We start from the raw sequence: 20,881 nt of genomic DNA, 5'->3' as shown, positions 1-20,881 counted from the left end.
ATATCGCTATGGTCGCTGGTCGCTTTAACGCTCTTGCTCATTGGACTCATCTATGCCCTCCAATACCGCCCCGTACAGACCTATTTTGCCAAGCGGGCGGCAGCCTATCTTTCTAGCGAACTCGGCACCACCGTATCATTGGAAGGTCTTTATTTCAAACCGTTTTCGTCTTTGGTTCTCAATGGCCTATATGTGGCTGATTTAGCAGGCGACACCTTACTCTACACCCATCGGTTGACGGCGTCGGTAAACTTGTGGAAAATACGTGATCGCCGGATTACCATCAACAAACTGGCACTTTCGGGCGGATCATTCTACCTCCATCGGCGAGGAGATAGCAGTAATGTCTCGTTCATTGCCAACTATTTCCGACCTGAAATGACCAGCCAATCTTCGAATAGCCGAAAATGGCTCACACTTGATGTCGGCAGCGTTGACCTGTCCGATATTTCTCTCCGCTACCGAAACGGCGAGAGCAGCCCAATCAAGGGCATCAATTATCGGGATATCAGTCTCACCAAATTAACCGGTCATTTCAGCGATATCAACTTTGACAGCCACATCTTCAAATCTACTATCGAAGGACTGACGTTCCGTGAAAAGAGTGGATTCTATGTTCACGAGATGCAGGCGGTTGCGGAAATAGATACGAATTACCTAGAATTGCAAAATCTTTATCTGGAAACCAATCGGAGCCGAATAGGTGATTACCTCCGGTTCGAATATTCGCAATTTTCGGCATTTGAGAATTTCATGGAGGCGGTGACCTTCGAGCTGGTGCTTGACGGAGCACGGATCAACTCCAAAGACATTGAGTTTTTTGCACCGGAGGTTGCCGTCACTCATTTTGACGTTTCCGTATCAGGGCTCTTCACGGGAAGTGTGTCTAATATTTCGGGCCAAAACGTTTTGATGCGAATGGGTAATCGCACCCAATTATCGGGCGATTTCGATATCCGCGGTTTACCTGATATTGAGCAGACGATTTTCGATATACAACTCCACGAGCTAGCCACTAACAGTGCAGACATCGAATCATTGGTTGGTGAGTTACGCCAAGCAAAGCCATTTGGATTGCCGCCGGTATTTGACCGGATGGGCGACATTGCCTATCGAGGTGTGTTGCTGGGTACTTACTATGATTTTGAGGCCACAGGGGCCCTCGCAACCGAACTTGGTGCCGCCAACGCTGCAATCAACCTAAACATCCGTAACGGGGGCCGCTACTCGGGAAAGATCACGACCCCCGAATTCGATCTGGGCACGTTGTTCCAACACCCTCAAATTGGCCGTGGAAGTTTCAACGTGAACATTGCAGGCAATGGATTTAGGCCCGACGACATCAACAGTCACGTGGATGGCAATGTGTCATACTTGGATTTAAGGGGTTACCGCTATGCAAATATCGATTTAGCGGGTGAATTTTCTGAAATGGAATTTAAAGGGAATATCGCGGTCGATGACCCCAACTTGCAGTTGGTCTTCGACGGTGGCATCAACTTTAATCCGGAACAGCCCGAGTATGCATTTGATGCAACGATTGCCTACGCAAACCTAAATAACCTCGATCTGTATAGTAAGTCACCTATTGTAATTGAAAACGCGACGATTGCGAGCAATTTCAACGGCAATGCATTGAACAACATGCAAGGCGACCTCGCGCTCTATGACATACGTTTCAACGCGGATTCATTGCAATATGCTGTCGATTCACTGGTACTCCAGGCTAGCGGCAATGAAGCCCACCGCTTACTTCGCTTGCGCTCGGACCTTGCAGATGCAACGGTCAATGGCGAAATGGACCTAACGACGCTTCGAAGCTATTTCAAATCGATAGCCATGCAGTATGCACCATCTCTTGCATTGGCAGTTGGCCCAATTGGAAAACAGGCCTTCGACCTGAACCTCCAACTCAAGGAGACTGAACCAATCACTGCTGTACTAGCGCCAAAACTCACACTGGGTGAAGGTGCGCTGATGAACGCACGGTTTTCTTCTGCGGAACGTACGGCGACTATCAACTTCATCGTTCCGAAACTATCTTATGGCACGATTGACGTAGAACGACTGATTGTGGATGAGTCGGCCAACGAAGGTGCCTTGCGACTATTGGTTACTGCCGACCGAATCAGCGTTACGGATAGCCTATACGTCAACAACGTAAATCTTTCGAATGTGATGGCCGGCGACAGTCTCCATGTTAACCTAAAATTGGCCGACATTACAGCAAGCAATCAGTTGGATTTGAATGGAATGGTAAATTTTCAGCGAGGCTTACCTACTCGAATACGGCTTTTACCTTCTGCACTGGTACTCAACAATGAACCGTGGCAATTTAGTAACAACGCGACGGCTTATATTACGGATGGCGATATTGATGTCCGTGACCTCGAAATTTCCAATCAGGGGCAAACCGCCCGTTTGGAGGGCATCATTTCGGCCGAAAACGATCGCGATGTTTCATTCACTTTCAGAAACTTCAACCTCAGCACATTTAATCCGTTGATGGCGTCTTCATCCCTTAGCCTAGCGGGTATCCTCAACGGCCATATGGATGTTTCTTCTATCTTGGATAATCCGTTTGCCGTCGCCGATATGGTTGCAACCGATGTCCGCGTCAATCAAACGATCATAGGCGATATCGTACTTCGAGCGGACTTTGATCGCGTCAGCGAATTGGTAAACGTCAATGTGATGGCCGAACGCGATGGGATGAAAACCATCAGCGCAGTGGGTACATACGATGCTTCTGCTGAAAATGACAAACTGAACGTGAAAGCACATTTCAACCGCAGCGAATTGATTCTCTTACAGCCGTTTCTCGGAAAGCTCGTGTCAGACGTCAGCGGGACCATATCGGCAGACCTCCATGTTACCGGCTCGGCCCTAGCCCCAAGGGTTAGCGGCAGCTGCCGGTTGCATGATGCTGGATTCACCGTCAATTACCTAAAAACTCCTTATCGAATAGACGATGCCTTCGTACTGAACAATAGTACCATCAATTTGGACGGTTTGGTGATTACCGATCGCCGGAACAACAAAGCCATCGCCAACGGCCGCGTCGATATGCGCAATCCACTGGTTCCCGACATCCAAGTGACCGTGGACGCGACCGATTTCCTGGTGTTGAACACCACATTCCGGGATAACCCTTCCTATTACGGCACCGCGTATGGAACGGGTAGATTTTCCTTCAATGGGCCTACCAACGCAATGCAAATTAGCATTCAGGCAAGTACCAACGCATCCACACGGTTCCATATACCACTCAATGCGGTAGGCACAGTCAGTGACAATGACTTCATCCGATTTGTAGGTCATGACACATTGAATACACCACAAGCACGCCCCCGCCTATTCCAAGGGCTTAGCATGAACATGGATCTGCAGATCACCCCCGATGCTGAAACCAGCCTCTATACCGATCTTGGGGAACTGACCGGGCGCGGGGAAGGTACGCTTTCTCTGCGCATATCGAGCCTAGGGGACTTCGAAATGTTTGGTGACTACGCTATCAATACTGGTAAGTTCACGTTCACGGCACAGGATTTCATTAACAAGATATTCGAAATCAATGAAGGTGGGACCATCCGTTGGACAGGGCAACCCACCGATGCCACCATTAACCTTGCTGCTGTGTATGGCCAACGGACCAGCCTTGCCCCGTTGTATAATGCTGCCGGGCGAGAAACCGTTGAGCAACGAGTACTTGCCCATGCGGTGATGAACCTCAATGGCAATCTCATGCGTCCCGATATCACGTTTGGGCTAAACTTCCCGAACGATCCGTACGTAAACGACGAGTTGCAGAGTTACCTAAGTGATGCGAACAACGTAAACCAGCAGGCATTGAGCCTTATTGTGCGAAGGAGTTTTTCACCCGGATCGGCAACCGATTTCAGCCGAGAACTAAACAACACGTTACTCAGCGCTGGCACAGAACTGGCATTCAACCAATTAAACAACCTGATTTCACAATCGTTGAACATTAAATTCGTCGACTTAAATATACGGTCGCTCAACGACGCCAGTGCTTCGCTTCGCTTCTTCAATGATCGATTGATTTTTACAGGCGGCGTCGCTGATATGCGGAATGTCAATGATCTCAACGTATTCAGCGACCGCATCGTCACCGATGCTGAACTACGCTACCTTATCCGGAAAGATGGCCGATTGGTATTGCGGGGCTCCAACAGGTTAAATAGCCGGAACTTTCTCCCGCTCACCATCAACGAAAATTACGTCAGTGCGCTGGGGTTGGTTTACAGGCAGGAATTCTACACGTTTCGGGAATTCTTTAAACGTCTTGTAACCATCCGGAACGAGCGGGAAGAAGCAGAAGAGGAGGACTAACCAACCCCCGGGCATATTCATTGTGAAAGCACAACACGGAAGCCGCAATTGGCGCATCGGGCCTGCGGGGTAAGGTGACCACGATAAGCCACCCTGCAGGCAAGCGGAATCTCATCCCAGGCACCTCCACGCAATACACGCCGGGTGCCAGATACGGGCCCTTCTGGGTCTAAAGCGGGACTTAGGCCGTAGTATTCGATATCATACCAATCCCGGCACCACTCCCAAACGTTGCCACTCATATCATAGATACCCAATTCGTTCGCCTGCTTTCGCCCAATGCCAACCGCTCCCCCATTGATATTCCCCCCAAACCAACCCACAGTTGACAAATTGTCGCTTCCACTGTACATATACCCCATGCTTCGGATTCCGCCGCGTGCTGCATATTCCCACTCCGCTTCGCTGGGCAGTCTCCAATTACCCCCGTAATTTTTGCTCAACCAGTCGCAGTAGTCTAGCGCATCATTATACGTTACGTTGACAACGGGCGCTTGGTCATTACAGTCCCAGCCATCCTGACCACAGGGCATATCCCTCCTTGTAGCTGCACAAAACGACCGGTATTGCCGCACAGTAACTGGGTATTTCCCGATGTGATACGTATTAACAGTAATGCGGTGCACGGGCTCTTCGCCTTCGCTAACATAGTCTCCCATCTGAAAAACACCCCCATCTACCAGTACCATTTCAGGAGTCGCTGCAATTTCGACAGATGCTGCGTCGCTACGGGCTTTCCACATCACTGTAGCCAACATGAATGATTTCGGTTTCATATTTTCCTAGCTTAACTCATCGCGTGAAAGCGCGATTCATGGCCTATTACATCACCATCCTACCGACAAAAATAGCAAGGTTAACACAGTCGCTAAATACCAATTTTTAGGTATTCTTCATCGGCTGTTTACTTAAAAGACAGGATGTACCGCACTTACATTTATCAAATGAATCTGTTTATATAGTCATCAATAAACATTTGATTAATATCGTATTATATCATTTATTTAAAGTTATTACAGCACACTTCATAAAAAGCATACTACCTACTCATAGTCAAACAATTACACCGACCATTACTGTCAGAAAGTCACCGGCTTTCGTTTTACGTATCGGCAGCGCCACGGTGGTGATGCAACAATACACATGCTGCCGAAAAATCAAAAATTATTTTGTAGTCAAATAACCACCCGTATATTTGAAGTCAAATAGCTACGAAATGAATTTAAGACGGGATGTATTCCAGGCGATAGCCGACCCGACCAGACGGACTATCTTGTTGTTGCTAGTATCGCAGTCGATGACTGCTGGTGCCATAGCAGCGAAGTTCAACACGGCCAGACCAACGATATCAAGGCACCTGCAGATACTTACGGAATGTGAGTTGCTAACACCGCAGCAAAGCGGCAGAGAAATCCACTATCACATCAATGCAAAAAAAATGAGTGAGGTCGCCGATTTTATCGAGCCTTTCCGCAACCTTTGGGACGACCGGTTTAACAAGCTGGAGGCTATCATGAAAAATCACCAATCCAACTCATAGTATGAAACGCAAGACAAACATCATTGCCGAAGACGGCAAACAGGAACTCGTGATCATACGGGAGTTCGATCTCCCGGTCGAATCACTATTCAAAGCGTATATAATGCCTGAAATTGTTGCACAATGGATGGGCACGAACGTGCTTAAACTCGAAAGCAAGCGCCACGGCAGTTATCAATTCGAAACAACCGATCCATACGGGAATAAACACCGATTCAACGGCACCATCCATGATGTCGTGCCCAATCAAACCATTATCCGCACGTTTGAGATGGAACAGACACCCTTCCCCGTCCAACTCGAGTTCCTCGAGTTTGAATCGCTCACAGCCAATGTGAGCAAGCTGACCATGAAGATGGTTTTCAGGTCAGTGGCAGCACGTGACGAGATGCTAATGCTACCGTTTAAACAAGGCATTGACATGGCACACAACCGATTGCAACAGGTAGTGGAAAATCTAAAATAACCGAGAAAATCGTATCTTTGTATGATTTTTAACTTAGGGAGAGACAACTATGTCAATTGTAAGAGAATCAGACCTGATCGGTATCGGCAAGAAGTACCAGATTGAAACCGAGGCGGGCGATCACATGGTAGTGGTTATCCACGACGACGGGCGGCGGGAGCTCTACCGTTATGACCAGGAAGAAAGTGAGTCCAGATGCGTGATGACCCTTTCTGATGAAGAGTCGCGTCAAGTAGCCGGCATCATCGGCGGATTATCCTACAAACCCAAAGCGCTTGAGACCATCGAGGTTGCCCTCGACGACCTTAGTATCGAATGGATAAAAGTTAGCAAGAATTCTCCGAGTATCGGCAAGTCAATTGGCGAACTGGAAGTGCGTAAGCGCACAGGCGCATCCATCATCGCCGCGATCAAGGAAGGTGATAGCATCATCAATCCAGGGCCGGATTATGTAATGAACGCCGATACCACTATGGTCGTAGCCGGTAAGCGGAACCACATCAAGTTGATTAAAGAAATACTATAGCAGGAAAAAAAGCGGATGACGTCACACACCCTGATATTTGAAATCGGCATCGCCGTAGGGTTAGTAGCACTCGTTGGGTTGATTTCCAACAGGCTCCGGTTTTCGGTCATCCCTTTTTTCATATTAATCGGGATGGTGCTCGGCCAACATGCGCCAACGTTTGGTAACATTGACCTCACCTTTACCGAAAGCAAGCCGTTTATCGACTTCATGGGGCGCTTGGGCGTACTTTTCCTCCTTTTCTATCTCGGGCTGGAATTTTCTGTTGGCAGGCTTATTAAATCGGGTAAATCCATCCTCACCGGAGGTACCTTTTATGTGGTACTTAATTTTTGTTCCGGTTTACTGATTGGTTGGTTGATGGGGTTGCCCTTTAAGGAAGTCATGGTACTCTGCGGTATCATGACCAGCTCGTCGACTGCGATCGTGGCCAAAGTCTTAACTGACCTAAAGCGGACAGCCAACCCCGAAACGGAAGTGATTATGGGTATGATCATGTTCGATGATCTGTTTATCGCCATGCATATCTCATTCCTTTCAGGGCTGATACTAACGGGTAGCAGTTCCTTCTGGACGGTCGCCGGCACGTCGCTACTCGCATTGGGATTTATTCTTGCTTTCCTGATTCTCGGCCGCAAACTAGTACCGGCAATCGATCGGGTACTCCAAGATAAAACGTCCGAACTTTTCGTTCTTGTCATATTTGCATTACTATTTATCGTGGCCGGTTTTTCGGAAACGATCCATGTAGCAGAAGCAATCGGGGCGTTGATGGCAGGATTGGTACTTGCCGAGTCGCAATACATCAAACGCATTGAACAACTTGTCCTACCCTTCAAGGATTTCTTCGGCGCGATGTTCTTCTTTAGTTTTGGACTTTCCATCGACCCGACAACATTGAGTGGCGCGGTACTTTGGGCTTCTATCGCTGCGTTTGTAACCATAATTTGCAACGTCGCCTCAGGATATTTCGCTTCGCATTTCTCCGGCTTGAAGAAACGGAATTCAGTAGATATCGGATTTACCCTAGCTGCCCGTGGGGAGTTTTCGATCATCATGGCCAATATTGGCAAAGCAGGTAAACTACTCCCTGTAATCCAGTCGTTTGTGGTGGTATACGTATTGATACTATCTATTGTTGCACCACTGCTTACCAAAGAATCGCGCGCCATTTGGAACGCCTTGTTTGGAAAAGGGAATATCGAGAAGAAACCGGTGAAGACATTAAGCGATCTGGAAAAACAGGCAACTGATAATGAAAATACATCATCATGAAACAAGTCCCCATTCTTCTGTTGCTAGCGATGATTCTGGCTTCATGTGGCAATTCCTCCAAGGCACCTAACGGCAATGCCGACTCCATTCCACTTTTTGAAATTGTCAATAACCCCGAACACCCGAAACATATCTCTTTACGGCTGGTAGATCGGGTAGATGGCGACACATCCATAACCTATGTTGCCGAAGGACTATACGGAGAGGACACCGTTGGTTTCCATATCGAATTGGACGACCAAATCGCTGCCGGTATCAACGCCGATGGATCGGTAAATGAAAAAAAGGGATTTACATCAGGAGCCATTAAATTGCTGCGGTCTGGGCCTGAAAGCGACCGATTCGTAGCTGCATTGGCTGAATTGTGGAATATTGACGACGTGACCCGAATGAAAACCACCCCAATCGAACCGTTGGTATTCTCGTCAAACCGCATTGCGGTAGATCACGACAAGTCATTCACTTATAGCTTCAAACTGTTCTTCGCTCCTGATGCACCGGTACCGGGGGAAGTGTTCTTTACATTCGACACATTCAAAAAAACCATCGGCTTCCAGGAAAAAGATATGCAATACCGCTCGCAGATTGTCCATTCCCTTGGTGAATAGCCAATAGGCTGACAATGTTGCCGCTTGCAGGCCGAAATCGCAGCTACATAAAGCCAAGTTCCAGCCTAGCTACCTCACTCATCATACTTTTATCCCAAGGGGGATCGAACGTGAGTTCCACCAAGGCTTGGCCCACACCCTCTATCGCTCCGACCTTGCGCTGTACTTCGTCGATAATGTCGCCTGCTACCGGACATCCGGGGGCCGTAAGTGTCATTACCACTTTAGCGATACCGCCCTCTTTGGTAATCAATTCGTATACCAAGCCCAATTCAACAATATTAACTGGTATTTCCGGGTCAAAGACGGTTTCCAACGCATCGGTAATGGCCGGGGCTAACTGTAAGGGGTCGTTTACAATCATGGTTCTCCTGTATTATGACACTACAAATTTAACGTATTTATGCGATTTCACCACATTGCCCACCTTTCTTGACATTGCTCCCATAAAACTGTACCTTTAACCATACCAAGTGCGTGGAAGATGAAAACAATTATGACCGCGGCACAAATGCGCGAGGCCGACCGCCACACCATTGAACAAACGCCGATTACGTCACTCGACTTGATGGAGAACGCATCATTGGCTTTCATAGCCGCATTTATGCAGTTGTATCCCGACAAGCATACCGGCATATTGGTGTGTTGCGGCACCGGAAATAACGGCGGTGACGGGTTGGCTATTGCACGGTTGCTGCAATCGCAGGGCTATGATGCAATCGCTGTATGGATCGCACGGTTTAGCGACCGGGAAACTGACGATTTCGCTGCAAATCTCTCCCGCCTCCACCACACACCCATCCCTATTACTGAGTTTTTCCCGACAGATGAATTTGCGGATATCCGCCAGGACGTTATCATTGACGCGCTGTTAGGTTCGGGGTTAAACAAGCCGCTGGATGGCGATTGGCTGAGACTAGCACGGCATCTCAACAAAGCGCAATGCCAGACCGTTGCCGTAGATGTTCCATCCGGCCTGCAGACGGACGGTATGATATCCCAAAACGAGTTTTCGATCTATGCGGATAATGTGATTACCTTCCATAGACCTAAGCTTAGCTTCTTCTTTCCCGAATCGGCCCGAGCAATGGCTCGCTTCCACGTAGTCGACATCGGACTTGACGATGATTTTATTGAGCACTTGCCCACCACATACCGACTGGTGGAAGCTGCCGACGTCCAGCAAATATACCGCCACCGGAAACCTTTTTCCCATAAAGGAACGTATGGCCATGTGTTGGTAATCGCAGGGAACGTGAACACGATGGGCGCAGCGCTCCTTGCTTGCGGCGCAAGTTTATATGCAGGTGCTGGGCTCACATCCGCAACGATTTCACCGGAAGGTTTAATGGCTTTAAATACACGTTATCCCGAGGTGATGTATTGCAATTGGGAACAACTTCCCAAGGCGTGGAACAGATTTGACGCAGTAGCTATAGGCCCAGGGCTCGGTCAAGCCCGCAATAATTTGAAGACCATACTTGCCTACCCGTCAAAACCGCTCGTCCTGGACGCGGACGCGCTCATTTTCCTTTCCGAAAACCCGAAGTTACTGCAAAAAATACCCAAACGGAGCATCCTCACGCCCCACATGAAGGAGTTCGACCGATTGTTTGGTCCACACAGCAGCTGGTGGGACCGTGTACAAACCGCAAAGAAACAGGCCGCCGCCCTCGAATTGATCATTATACTGAAAAACCGGTATACTTTCATCGTACTACCTGACGGGAATGTGGCCATAAACCCTACCGGTAATCCAGCCATGGCCAGTGGCGGTACGGGCGATGTCTTGACCGGCGTGCTGGTCTCGTTCTTGGCACAGGGCTATCTTCCGCTGGAAGCCGCAATACTCGGTTGTTACCTGCACGGACTGGCAGGCGACCGATTACGTAACGACGGTATGGCGGTCGTTCCCGCAACGCGGATTATCAAGGAGTTACCTTATGCCATTGCTTCATTACACACTTAACCCAATCCGGGCAAAATCAAACAATCGATTGCATGCTTAAAACCGTTGCAAAACCCATAAGCATTCCGTAGTATTGAACAAATGAACACGAATTATATCCTATTGCTATCCTGCTTGACGGCATTAACGGCGTGTGACCACCAGTCACGCCCCGCGAAATCATGCGAAACGTATGCAGAAGCCCCGGATCCAGATACCACATTGGTCGACTGGTCCGCCGTAAATGGCCTGAACTATGCCTTTGGCTCAATCGATAAGCGGTACGCCAAATCTGATATACCCGATCTCGCACCATCTATCCAATGGCAGGGCAATGGCTGGCGCGGGGAACGCATATCCGCACAGCTGGTTTTGTGGTCGGACCGGCCCGTTAGCCAAATCGAATTCGAATTCTCCCCTTTCACCGCTGAAGACGGTTCGACCATGAAGAGCTCGATCGGCACGGTGCGATTCGTACGATATGTGCTTACCGATATTTTTGCGCCGGGTTGCGGTTATCGTAATCCTGAAGATTTCCCGGTATCTTTATCGGCAGACGTGTTAGACAATATCGAATGTTTTGACATGCCGGAAACCACGACCCTACCGGTATGGTTGAGTTTTGATATCCCGTCGGACGCTTCACCTGGCACCTATACCGGCACATTGCATCTGCACGCCCAAGGTGAAGAAACAAAAAAACTCGACTTGTCCATTGAAGTACTTCCGCAGACGCTACCACCGCCAAGCGAATGGGCATTCCATTTGGACATGTGGCAGCATCCCTCAGCTGTTGCGCGTGTACACGGCGTTGAAGTTTGGTCGGAAAAACATTGGGAGCTGATGAAAACACCCATGAAGATGCTGGCCGATGCAGGGCAGAAGGTTATCACTGTCAATCTGAATAAAGATCCATGGAATAACCAGTGCTTTGACCCTTATGAAGACATGATACGCTGGACAAAGAAAGCGGATGGTCAATGGGAATACGACTATGCCGTCTTTGATCGTTGGGTTAACTTCATGCTGGATCTTGGCGTAAACAGGTTGATAAATTGCTATTCGCTGCTGCCGTGGAACCATGAAGTCCATTATATCGACGAAGCAACCGGCGACACGGTCAACGTCAGTGCAAAACCGGGAAGTCCCGAATTCACGGAACTCTGGACGCCCTTTCTTACTAACTTCCGCGACCACTTGGCAGCCAAAGATTGGCTGGCATTTACGAACATCGCCATGGATGAACGCTCGCCCGAAGAAATGAAAATTGCACTGGCGTTGCTGGAAAAGGTGGTCCCCGAATTGGGTGTAGCATTGGCCGATAACCACAAGAGCTACCAGCAGTACCCCATGTTAAAGGATATTTGTGTGGCATTCGGTGCCGACTTTGATGAAAAGGACCTAAACTTCAGAAAAGAAAACGGACTCATTAGCACCTATTACGTATGCTGTGCCGACGAATTCCCAAATGTATTCACCTTTTCCGATCCGTCCGAGGCCGTCTTCATGGGTTGGTATACGCGCGCTTCCGGCCTTGATGGTTATTTACACTGGTCATATAACTCGTGGACCGAAAATCCGCTGACCGATTCCCGTTTCCGCACCTGGCCTGCTGGAGACACCTATGTCATCTATCCCGATGGACGTAGCTCCATTCGATTTGAGCGTATCCGCGAAGGCGTCCAGGATGCGGAAAAGATAAGGATATTGCGTGAAAAATTCATGGCAACTACTGATACCGCAAAATTGGCGATACTTGATGAAGAATTGGCGAAATTCAATACGAAGTCGGCTCCGGATTCTACCACGGCCGCGTTGGTTAACCATGGGAAGGCAGTACTCGGAAAGCTAAGTCGATAGATAGATGGCTATAACTACCGGGCTTTTTTATTGTTGTAGCCCGTTGGTTTCCCGTAAATTGCTACCTTTATAACGAACAACACCTGATATTATGGAAGAGAACAACAATGTAGTGCCTGCCGCAAATGTACCATCGGAGCCATCGTTGGTTATAAACAACGAAATCCGTTTCTTTCTATCCGAAATCAGTAAATGGAGTAAGTTTTTAGCAGTTGTTGGTTTTATAATGGCCGCTCTCATCATTTTGATAGGTATTGCATTCATGCTTTTTGGATCGACGATTACCGCCGAACTGCCCACACCATTCGTTTTTACGGGCATGATTGGCGTTATTTATGTGGCCATGGGCTTATTATATTACTTTCCCGCCAAGTATTTATATGATTTTTCGACCTATGCGCGCCAGGCCCTGTCCATCCAAAATCAGGAAGCGCTTGTATACGCTTTTGCCAAATTGAAATCTTTTTACAAGTTTTGGGGTATCCTGATGATTGTTGTCTTGGCTACATACGGCGTTGCCATCGTCTTCGGAGTACTGGGTGCGGTGCTGGGTGCAATGTGGTTTTCTTGAGCGCTTGAAGATACACGTTGAGCCGCTTAAAAAGGAAGTGTTACGTCGGCGATTCTTACCTTTCGGAGCACACTTACTGTCGGTTGGCGGCCATATAACAAAATCACCGAACGCACATCCAATCATTATGAACCGAATACTCAAACTTGAACAGGCAGCACTGCTGATCGCATGCTATATCGTTAGTATCCAGCTAGGCCATCCGTGGTGGCTGTTCCTTGCTCTTTTACTTCTTCCGGATATCAGCATGGTGGGCTATGCGGTGAATAACAAGTGTGGCGCCGTGCTTTATAACCTGTTCCATCACCAGGGTGTTGCTGCAGTTGTAATCGGTATTGGTTGGTACGTTAGCCAACCTTATGTATTACTTGCCGGCATTATTCTGCTCGGGCATAGCGCCATGGATCGGGTGTTTGGCTATGGCCTCAAGTACACCACGAGCTTCCAGGATACCCATCTTGGTAAAATCGGATCGTCGAAGAGTTAACTAATGGTTCTTGATGGGTCGAAATAAGTCTGGAGGGCTTGTATTTGCTTTCGGTTGAGCACCTGCAGTAACTCATCTGAGCTAGCCTCGCGAATCTTCTTCACCGATTTAAACGTTTTCAGCAGCCGTTCAGCAGATGCCTTACCGATTCCAGGGATGTGCTCCAATTCGGTCTGGAATGTATTACGGCTCCGTTGTTTGCGATGGAAGGTAATCCCAAATCGGTGCGCTTCATCGCGGAGGTGTTGGATGACCTTTAACGTCTCCGACTTCTTATCGAGGTACATCGGGTACTGATCGCCTGGATAATACAGTTCCTCCAACCGCTTTGCGATGCCAATAACGGTAACCTGCTTATCGATACCCAGCAACTTCAAGCTCTTCAGCGCCGAAGACAGCTGCCCCTTGCCGCCATCGATTATAATCAGTTGGGGTAGTGTCTGCCCTTCGTCCAGCAGCCGGCGGTACCGGCGATGCACGGCTTCTTCCATTGTAGCAAAATCGTTGGGCCCCTCTACGGTCTTGACGTTAAAGTGGCGGTAGTCTTTTTTCGATGGCTTCGCATCCTTGAACACTACCACAGCCGATACGGGGTATTTTCCCTGGAAGTTGGAGTTATCAAAGCATTCGATGTGACGGGGCAACGCATTCATACGCAGGTCGCGTTGCATCTGAGTGAGAATACGCTCAGTCTTCAGCTCGGGATTGAGCTTCTCATATTGGTTGAGCCGCTCTTTCTTAAAGTACAATGCGTTCTTAAGCGAGAGCTCTAACAGTTTTTTCTTCTCCCCCTGCTTCGGGACCGTAAATCGGAGAGCTTCCGTATCGACGTCTAACGTGAACGGAACGATGATTTCTTTGGATGTACTATTGAATCGGCCACGTATTTCCGAGATTGCCAAGCTCAATAATTCAGCTTCGCTTTCGTCCAGCCTTTTCTTAAGCTCGACCGTCTGTGTTTGGATGATGACCCCATTCATCACCTTCAGGTAGTTGACAAACGCGTGATTCCGGTCGGAAGCAATACTGAACACATCCACATTGGTGATGGAGGAGTTGACCACGGTTGACTTACTTTGATAACGGTTTAGCAAATCCAACTTGGTCTTCAAATGATGGGCATACTCAAAATTCAATTCGGCAACGGCTGTATCCAGTTGGGCTTTCAACCGGCGGATAACTACACCGATTTTGCCATTGAGGATGTCGCGGATATCCTTCAGGCTACGCTCATAATCTTCCTCCGTTTGATACCCTTCACAGGGCCCTTTGCAATTGCCAATCTGGTATTCCAGGCATACCCGGAATTTACCGCTTGCGATGTTCTCAGGTGTCAGTGCCAGGTTGCAGGTACGCAGGGGGTAAAGCTCGCGGATAGTATCCATGATGGCATGCATCATTCCTACTGAGGCGTATGGACCAAAATACTTGGATCCGTCTTTAACATACTTGCGCGTAGGGAAAACACGTGGAAACGGTTCATTTTTAATGACAATCCAAGGATAAGTCTTATCATCCTTCAACATGACATTGTACCGTGGTTGATGTTTTTTAATCAGGCTGTTTTCCAACAGCCACGCATCAATCTCGGTGTCGACGATGGTAAAGGTAATGCGGTTGATTTTTCGCACCAGCACACGGGTCTTACCGTTCAGCTGATTGGTCTTAACGAAATAGGAGCTTACCCGGTTTTTGAGGTCCTTCGCTTTACCGATATAGATGAGCTCACCCTCAACATCCCAATACTGGTATACTCCCGGCCGGTGCGGTATCTGCTCAAGTGCTTTACGGTAGTCAAATTTGGTCATGTTCAAAACCCAAGCCGATCGTCCAACTGTGGCTCCTCCACGGGTTCAAACTCTTGGTACTTGCTGCAATCCAACTCTCGGGTGAGGCCGCCTTCCGGCAATGGGAAATCCTCTTTTGTATAATTCAATGTCGTGTCGGCATACACCTTTTGCATGTATAACGCAAATACCGGTAACGCCGCTTGTGCTCCCTGCCCCTCAGCCATGGAAGCGAAGCTGATGCCCCGGTCTTCGGCACCTGTCCAGACGCCGCTTACCAGTTCGGGTGTGATACCGATAAACCACGCATCGGCATTATCGTTGGTCGTCCCGGTTTTACCGCCAATGGGGTTGGTTAGGCCGTAGCGCCAACGTATACGCCCCCCCGACCCGTTAGCCACCACGCTTTTAAGCATATCAACCATAATATAAGCCGTCTCACTATTCAACACCTGGGTAACACGGGGCGCCTTTTCATAGATGGGCATGCCGTTTTTATCTTCTATGCGGAGGATATAGGTTGGCTCTACCCATACACCATGGTTTACAAATGCGGAATAAGCGCCTACCATATCGTATACCGATGCTTCATAAGCCCCGAGCGCTATGGATGGGTATTCGGGCACATCGGAGGTAATACCCATGCGCTTGGTCAGGGCGGCCACAGGTCTCGCTCCCACCTCATCGATCATGTAGGCGGTTGCATAGTTCTGCGAGTTGGCCAACGCGGTACGCAAGGTAATGGGGCTGCCGGCAGAGTTGTCACCGCGGGGCGACCAAGCATTCGGGCCGGTACCTACGGTAAGGGGTTCATTTGGCACCTTGAAACAAGGTGAATAGCTGTTATCGACAGCCACCGCGTAAGTAAACGGCTTGGCTGTAGACCCTACCTGTCTTGTCCCCATCTTTACTTGGTCGTACTTATAATGCTCGAAATTTATTCCGCCTACCCATGCACGCACGTAGCCGGTGTGGGGCTCCATAGACATAAATGAATTTCGAAGGATCAGTTTGTTGTACCTGATGGAATCCATTGGCGTCATCACGGTGTCTTTATCCCCGTCCCAAGTGAATATCGTCATCGGCACAGCCGTATCGAAATCTTTTTCAATTTCGGCTTCCGATTTGCCGGCCTGTTTCAGCATCCGGTAGCGGTCCGAGCGCTTCATACCAGTCTCCAATAGCTTCGCTTTTTCGCCTCGGAACGGATCGCGGCTTTTCCATTGCCTATCAAACGACGCTTGGACGGTTTTCATCCATTCCTTTTGCGCCTCTTCGGCATACAGCTGCATTTTGGAATTAATAGTGGTGTATATCCTGAGGCCATCACGGTCCAGGTCCCAAGGCGTGCCATCAGCCTTAGTAATCGACAATTCATTGAATTCTCGTTGGATTTCCCGTTTCATCACCGCCCGGAAATAGGGGGCCAATCCATCGCCGTAATTCGATACGTTCATATCCAACACCAATGGCTTTTTCTGCAACTCTAACGACTCTTCCCGGCTAATATAACCGGCTCTTCGCATACTTTCGATAACCACATTCCGGCGCCGGATGGAATTCTGCGGATACCGTACCGGCGAATAGATTCCCGGTCCCTTGAGCATACCCACCAAAATTGCGGCTTGCGGTATGTCCAACTTGTCAGGCGTTGTATTGAAATATGTACGCGCGGCCGATTTGATACCGAATGTATTGTAAGCACCAAAATCAACCGTGTTGAAATACATCGTGATGATTTCCTCCTTGGTGTAGTTACGCTCAAGGCGTACTGCGGTTATCCATTCCTGGAATTTCTGGATGATGCGCTTGCCAGTATTCCGCGCGCGACCTTCAGAAAATAAGTTGAGCGCCAATTGCTGCGTAATGGTACTCGCCCCTTGGCGATTGCCGATCAGGTTGTGAAAGATAATCGTGAATGTGCGCCGGTAATCGATACCCGAATGACGGTAAAAGCGCTTATCCTCCGTGGCAATAAGTGCCTGCACTAAATGGGGCGATAGCTGATCATAATTCACCTTAGACCGGTTTTGCACATAGTAAGTACCCAGCACACTACCATCTTCCGAGATGACTTCAGACGCCAAGTTACTCTTCGGGTTTTCCAGGTCACGGAACGTCGGCAACTTACCAAACAACCCCACACCCACACAAAAGATAAATAAAAAGCCCACTAGAATGAGACCGATAAGTATCTTCCAAAATGTACGGGTATACCGACTGATTTCCTCTTTCGTTAACTTGTTGTTATTCTTCCTTTCTCTGTTCATTCGAAAAATCTATTCTTTAATGGCCTCGTGTGACTTGCATCTTCATTAGTAGCTAGGCACTGGCACGGCTGGCTTCATCCTTTTACTTTAAACACATGCTTAGCGTGCTTACCTTTCCAGCTGCTCTTGATATATGGCATGGTAATCGTCTACTTTATCGAAATCAGATAACGTGCCAAAATTTGTCGCTGTAATAACAAAGGTATTATAAAGCTCGCTCGGGATCTTCATGATATCGGCCATGAGCGGCAAAATCCGCATTTCATACTGTTTGGCATCACTATAGCTATTAAATGGCCCGATATAAACCAATTGGTTTTCGTCATTTACCATTTTCAACTGATGTGCGATTGCCTGTCCGGTATAGCGTGTACGGTTAAACTGGCCGATGCCGAAACGTGAGGGTGCCAGGTTAACACGACCGTTCATTACGTTGACAACGAAGTAGTAAGTTGCCGAATCCGGTAGCAATTCCAAATCGCGATACACGTTGGGGCTCAGCTCACCAACATCCGCCACTTTGGCCAGCTGCTGCTGTGCTATTCCCTGGGCATTTCCCAGTCCGCCGCCCCCTACGATGTCTGTACGCGCTGCCGTAGTAACAGCCAGCTCTCGGCGTGGCCTTACTGGCTCAGGGCCCCGAGCGATCACCAATTGAGGCCATAGCGTCATCGTGGGTTCATCAACAAACCGTTCCCGGCCTTCAGCAATGGGTTGCAAGGCATACCGACGTGTAGCCAGCGTATCCCGATTGGCTTCGATAAATTCCAGGTGTTGGGCAACCAGCGGGGTAATCAGGCTGTCGCCAGGGAAGTCCGCCACGAGTTCCCTCAATGCGTTTTCAAACGTATCGATCGACGACATCCTGCCCAATGCCAATGCACGCAGGTAGGCCAGTTGGCTCAACGTCTGCTGGCGTCCTGCCCCACCATCGAGTATGCGCGTCACTTCGTCGATCACTTCCGGATATTGTTGTTCGATGTATCGCGAATATATGGATTCATAGGTCTGGTCCAACACTCGTTGCCGTTGCTCCAATTTGGCCAGATAAGTCGGATCACGGATGATATGGCTATAACGCGAATCCGGAAAATCGGCCAATAGCTTTTCGCGGTAATGTGCCACTTTAGCCGCATCGATATCGGTATATAAGCGATAGAGGTTGTAATACAATAGCGGTGCATCTCCCGTAGCCGGGTAGCGGGACAACAGTTCCTCATAAGTACGTATTGCCGCTTCTTTGTCGAGCAACTCATCGCGGTAGGTATTGCCAATCCGCATAAGAGCTCCATGTATTAGTGTATCCGAAGCCGCTATTTTCTCATCAGTGTCGGGCAGTCCATCCAGGTAAGTTCGCCGCAGTTCGGCAACCCACGTAGCGCTGTCCACCTCAACGGCACCGTCGGCCAACGCTTCCGCGGCTTCAGCAGTTCCTATAACTGCAACGTCCGCGCTAACACTCCCAGCCATATCACTAAACCGCCAGTTATCCTTTAGTTGACGGTTACCCCACCGTCGCCGAAATTCGGCCTGTCCCATTCCCATCGCATCCGGGTTATTGAAGTAAAACCGATTGTCGGTATATTCCGGCATAGCCATTAGCATATCGTCAAACGGAGAAACGCGTGCCGATTGCGACGTCTTTTTTACCGCCGTTCCCTGTTTCTCCGCTTGGCGGTTTGTCCACCGGAGAGTAATGAGACTATCAATTTCCATTTGGCGTTGAACCTCACTAAGCCCAGCGAGGTATTGTAAACTATCTTGATGCGCCACAATCCTTAATTGTGCAATCAAGCCATCTAAATTGGCAATTTTCCGCTGCACTTCGCCCGCATTAGGAAAATCCACGGGCAATACCATCCCTACGCTGTCGTAGTACAGCTTGGCAGTTTGATAGTTGGCGGCACGAAAGTGATGGTCTGCCAATTCCAGATAAGTCAGCGTAGTTTGATAGCGGTTGGTACTTTCCTGCCTCAACGCTAGTTCATAGTTGGCCAATGCTTCTGGCAGATGACCATCGGCATAAAATACGGCAGCTATCTGGAAATAAATCTGGTCTTTAAACTCCTTGTTTTTACCATCCCGCAGCATACGCCGTAGCAGCCTCGCTCGCTGCTCACCGGTCGCATGTTCAGCCGTTGCCAAAAACACACGATTCAGCCCGGCGTGAAACGACATTTCGTATGGAGCATTGCTACTCACCACTTTGCCGTAATGTTTATAGGCTTCTTCCTTACGATCGTTTTCCTGCAACAGCTGCCCCAACAGAAAATGCCATCGCAGCTTGGTGGGTTTATATCGGGTGTGCTCAATGGCTTGCTCAAGCATTGTAATTGCAGATGTGTCATCATGCATAAGGAGGTAATACTTAGCTTGGGTGGCGAAGGCAAGCCCAACGGATTCCTTCTCGGATTCGAGGCCCGCAAAAACAGTGTCCAATAGCAAACCGGCGTTCGTAAGATTACCCAATTGCATTTGGGAGCGTGCTTTCCAGACCAGCGCAGCCTGTCGATACTCAGGTATATCGGCAAACGTATTGGCCACATACGTAAAAAACTCGACGGCGTTGTAGTAGTTCCCCTTTAAGTAATTTGCTTTGCCCGTAAGCAGGTACGCCTCGTTAATATATTTGCTGTTACTTTTTCTGTTGATGATATCCAATGCTTTGCCGATAACCGAATCCATCAGCTGTGTATTTGCCGATGAGGTGGCCGCTGTGGGCTCGATCAGCACCGGGAGCAACTGTTGGTAATTATCGCGGTGTGACTCAAAATTCTCACGGATTGCGTCTGAAATGATTTTGCGGCCGTGATAGACAATGTTGAACCTCGCTGTCAGATTCTCCATCATGTCGTATTTGGTCCCATTTTCTTTCTCCCTATTTGCCGCACACCCTGCCGCCATACAACACATCAGCCCCCAAACGACAATACGCGGGGCCGAAAAGGCGGACAAGTGCCGCAAAAATGAATATCTTTGCTGGGAATGCACATGCAAAAATATCATTTATTTTCATTCGAAAATAATTTGTTCTTTAAAGGCCTCATGGAACCTGCATTTTCTTCGCCTTTCGTGCCAGACGCTGACATGGTAGGTTTCATCTGTGTATAATTATTGATTCATTGTTCGTTTTTAATGGCATCAATAAATGTTGCGCATTTTGTTTTTTAACGGTGATGAAGCTATCAAT

15 protein-coding genes are annotated in these 20,881 nt (G+C 48.7%); 10 read left to right on the top strand and 5 right to left on the bottom strand.

What is annotated here, in order from left to right; all coding sequences use genetic code 11:
- Nucleotides 1-33 precede the first annotated feature (33 nt).
- On the top strand, nt 34-4,353 hold the full coding sequence (locus VNQ80_RS11190) for a translocation/assembly module TamB domain-containing protein (protein WP_325638538.1): 4,320 nt from the start codon (nt 34-36) through the stop codon (nt 4,351-4,353).
- A 17-nt stretch (nt 4,354-4,370) separates the two neighbouring features.
- Here the strand turns inward: VNQ80_RS11190 and VNQ80_RS11185 are convergent, their stop codons facing one another.
- On the bottom strand, nt 4,371-5,129 hold the full coding sequence (locus tag VNQ80_RS11185) for a formylglycine-generating enzyme family protein (RefSeq protein WP_325638534.1): 759 nt from the start codon (nt 5,127-5,129) through the stop codon (nt 4,371-4,373).
- A gap of 440 nt (nt 5,130-5,569) precedes the next feature.
- Between VNQ80_RS11185 and VNQ80_RS11180 the strand changes: the two genes are divergently transcribed.
- The 5 genes from VNQ80_RS11180 to VNQ80_RS11160 are packed head-to-tail and all read left to right on the top strand — an operon-like array spanning nt 5,570 to nt 8,768.
- On the top strand, nt 5,570-5,893 hold the full coding sequence (locus VNQ80_RS11180) for a metalloregulator ArsR/SmtB family transcription factor (RefSeq protein WP_325638532.1): 324 nt from the start codon (nt 5,570-5,572) through the stop codon (nt 5,891-5,893).
- 1 nt (nt 5,894) lies between these two features.
- Nucleotides 5,895-6,359 (top strand): SRPBCC domain-containing protein, encoded by a 465-nt coding sequence (locus tag VNQ80_RS11175; protein ID WP_325638530.1) that lies wholly within the window; start codon nt 5,895-5,897, stop codon nt 6,357-6,359.
- A gap of 49 nt (nt 6,360-6,408) precedes the next feature.
- Nucleotides 6,409-6,885 carry a cation:proton antiporter regulatory subunit gene (locus VNQ80_RS11170; RefSeq protein WP_325638528.1) on the top strand — a complete coding sequence of 159 codons (477 nt, stop codon included), beginning with the start codon at nt 6,409-6,411 and terminating at the stop codon, nt 6,883-6,885.
- Nucleotides 6,886-6,900: 15 nt separating this feature from the next.
- Nucleotides 6,901-8,160, top strand: coding sequence for a cation:proton antiporter (locus VNQ80_RS11165; RefSeq protein WP_325638526.1), 1,260 nt, complete (start codon nt 6,901-6,903; stop codon nt 8,158-8,160).
- On the top strand, nt 8,157-8,768 hold the full coding sequence (locus tag VNQ80_RS11160) for a hypothetical protein (protein WP_325638524.1): 612 nt from the start codon (nt 8,157-8,159) through the stop codon (nt 8,766-8,768). Before VNQ80_RS11165 ends, VNQ80_RS11160 begins: the two co-directional genes overlap by 4 nt.
- Nucleotides 8,769-8,811: 43 nt before the next feature.
- Here the strand turns inward: VNQ80_RS11160 and VNQ80_RS11155 are convergent, their stop codons facing one another.
- Nucleotides 8,812-9,132 (bottom strand): iron-sulfur cluster assembly protein, encoded by a 321-nt coding sequence (locus VNQ80_RS11155; RefSeq protein ID WP_325638522.1) that lies wholly within the window; start codon nt 9,130-9,132, stop codon nt 8,812-8,814.
- Nucleotides 9,133-9,252: 120 nt separating this feature from the next.
- Here VNQ80_RS11155 and VNQ80_RS11150 point away from each other — a divergent pair, with 120 nt between their 5' ends.
- From VNQ80_RS11150 to VNQ80_RS11135, 4 genes are all read left to right on the top strand, one after another.
- Nucleotides 9,253-10,737 carry an NAD(P)H-hydrate dehydratase gene (locus VNQ80_RS11150; RefSeq protein WP_325638520.1) on the top strand — a complete coding sequence of 495 codons (1,485 nt, stop codon included), beginning with the start codon at nt 9,253-9,255 and terminating at the stop codon, nt 10,735-10,737.
- 81 nt (nt 10,738-10,818) lie between these two features.
- Nucleotides 10,819-12,576, top strand: a complete 1,758-nt coding sequence (locus VNQ80_RS11145; protein ID WP_325638518.1) for a DUF4091 domain-containing protein — start codon at nt 10,819-10,821, stop codon at nt 12,574-12,576.
- Nucleotides 12,577-12,667: 91 nt separating this feature from the next.
- Nucleotides 12,668-13,147 carry a hypothetical protein gene (locus VNQ80_RS11140; RefSeq protein ID WP_325638516.1) on the top strand — a complete coding sequence of 160 codons (480 nt, stop codon included), beginning with the start codon at nt 12,668-12,670 and terminating at the stop codon, nt 13,145-13,147.
- Between the two features lie 127 nt (nt 13,148-13,274).
- A complete protein-coding gene (locus VNQ80_RS11135; protein WP_325638514.1) occupies nt 13,275-13,634 on the top strand; it encodes a DUF4260 domain-containing protein in 360 nt (119 codons plus the stop codon).
- Here the strand turns inward: VNQ80_RS11135 and uvrC are convergent.
- From uvrC to VNQ80_RS11120, 3 genes are all read right to left on the bottom strand, one after another.
- Nucleotides 13,631-15,442, bottom strand: a complete 1,812-nt coding sequence (gene uvrC / locus VNQ80_RS11130) for an excinuclease ABC subunit UvrC (protein ID WP_325638512.1) — start codon at nt 15,440-15,442, stop codon at nt 13,631-13,633. The genes VNQ80_RS11135 and uvrC overlap by 4 nt on opposite strands.
- A 2-nt stretch (nt 15,443-15,444) precedes the next feature.
- A complete protein-coding gene (locus VNQ80_RS11125; RefSeq protein ID WP_325638510.1) occupies nt 15,445-17,691 on the bottom strand; it encodes a transglycosylase domain-containing protein in 2,247 nt (748 codons plus the stop codon).
- Between the two features lie 108 nt (nt 17,692-17,799).
- A complete protein-coding gene (locus tag VNQ80_RS11120) occupies nt 17,800-20,541 on the bottom strand; it encodes a tetratricopeptide repeat protein (protein ID WP_325638508.1) in 2,742 nt (913 codons plus the stop codon).
- Nucleotides 20,542-20,881 lie beyond the last annotated feature (340 nt).

The sequence above is a fragment of the Parapedobacter sp. genome, from assembly GCF_035556095.1.
Classification (GTDB): Bacteria; Bacteroidota; Bacteroidia; order Sphingobacteriales; family Sphingobacteriaceae; genus Parapedobacter.
This window is presented reverse-complemented; position numbering and strand designations above follow the sequence as displayed.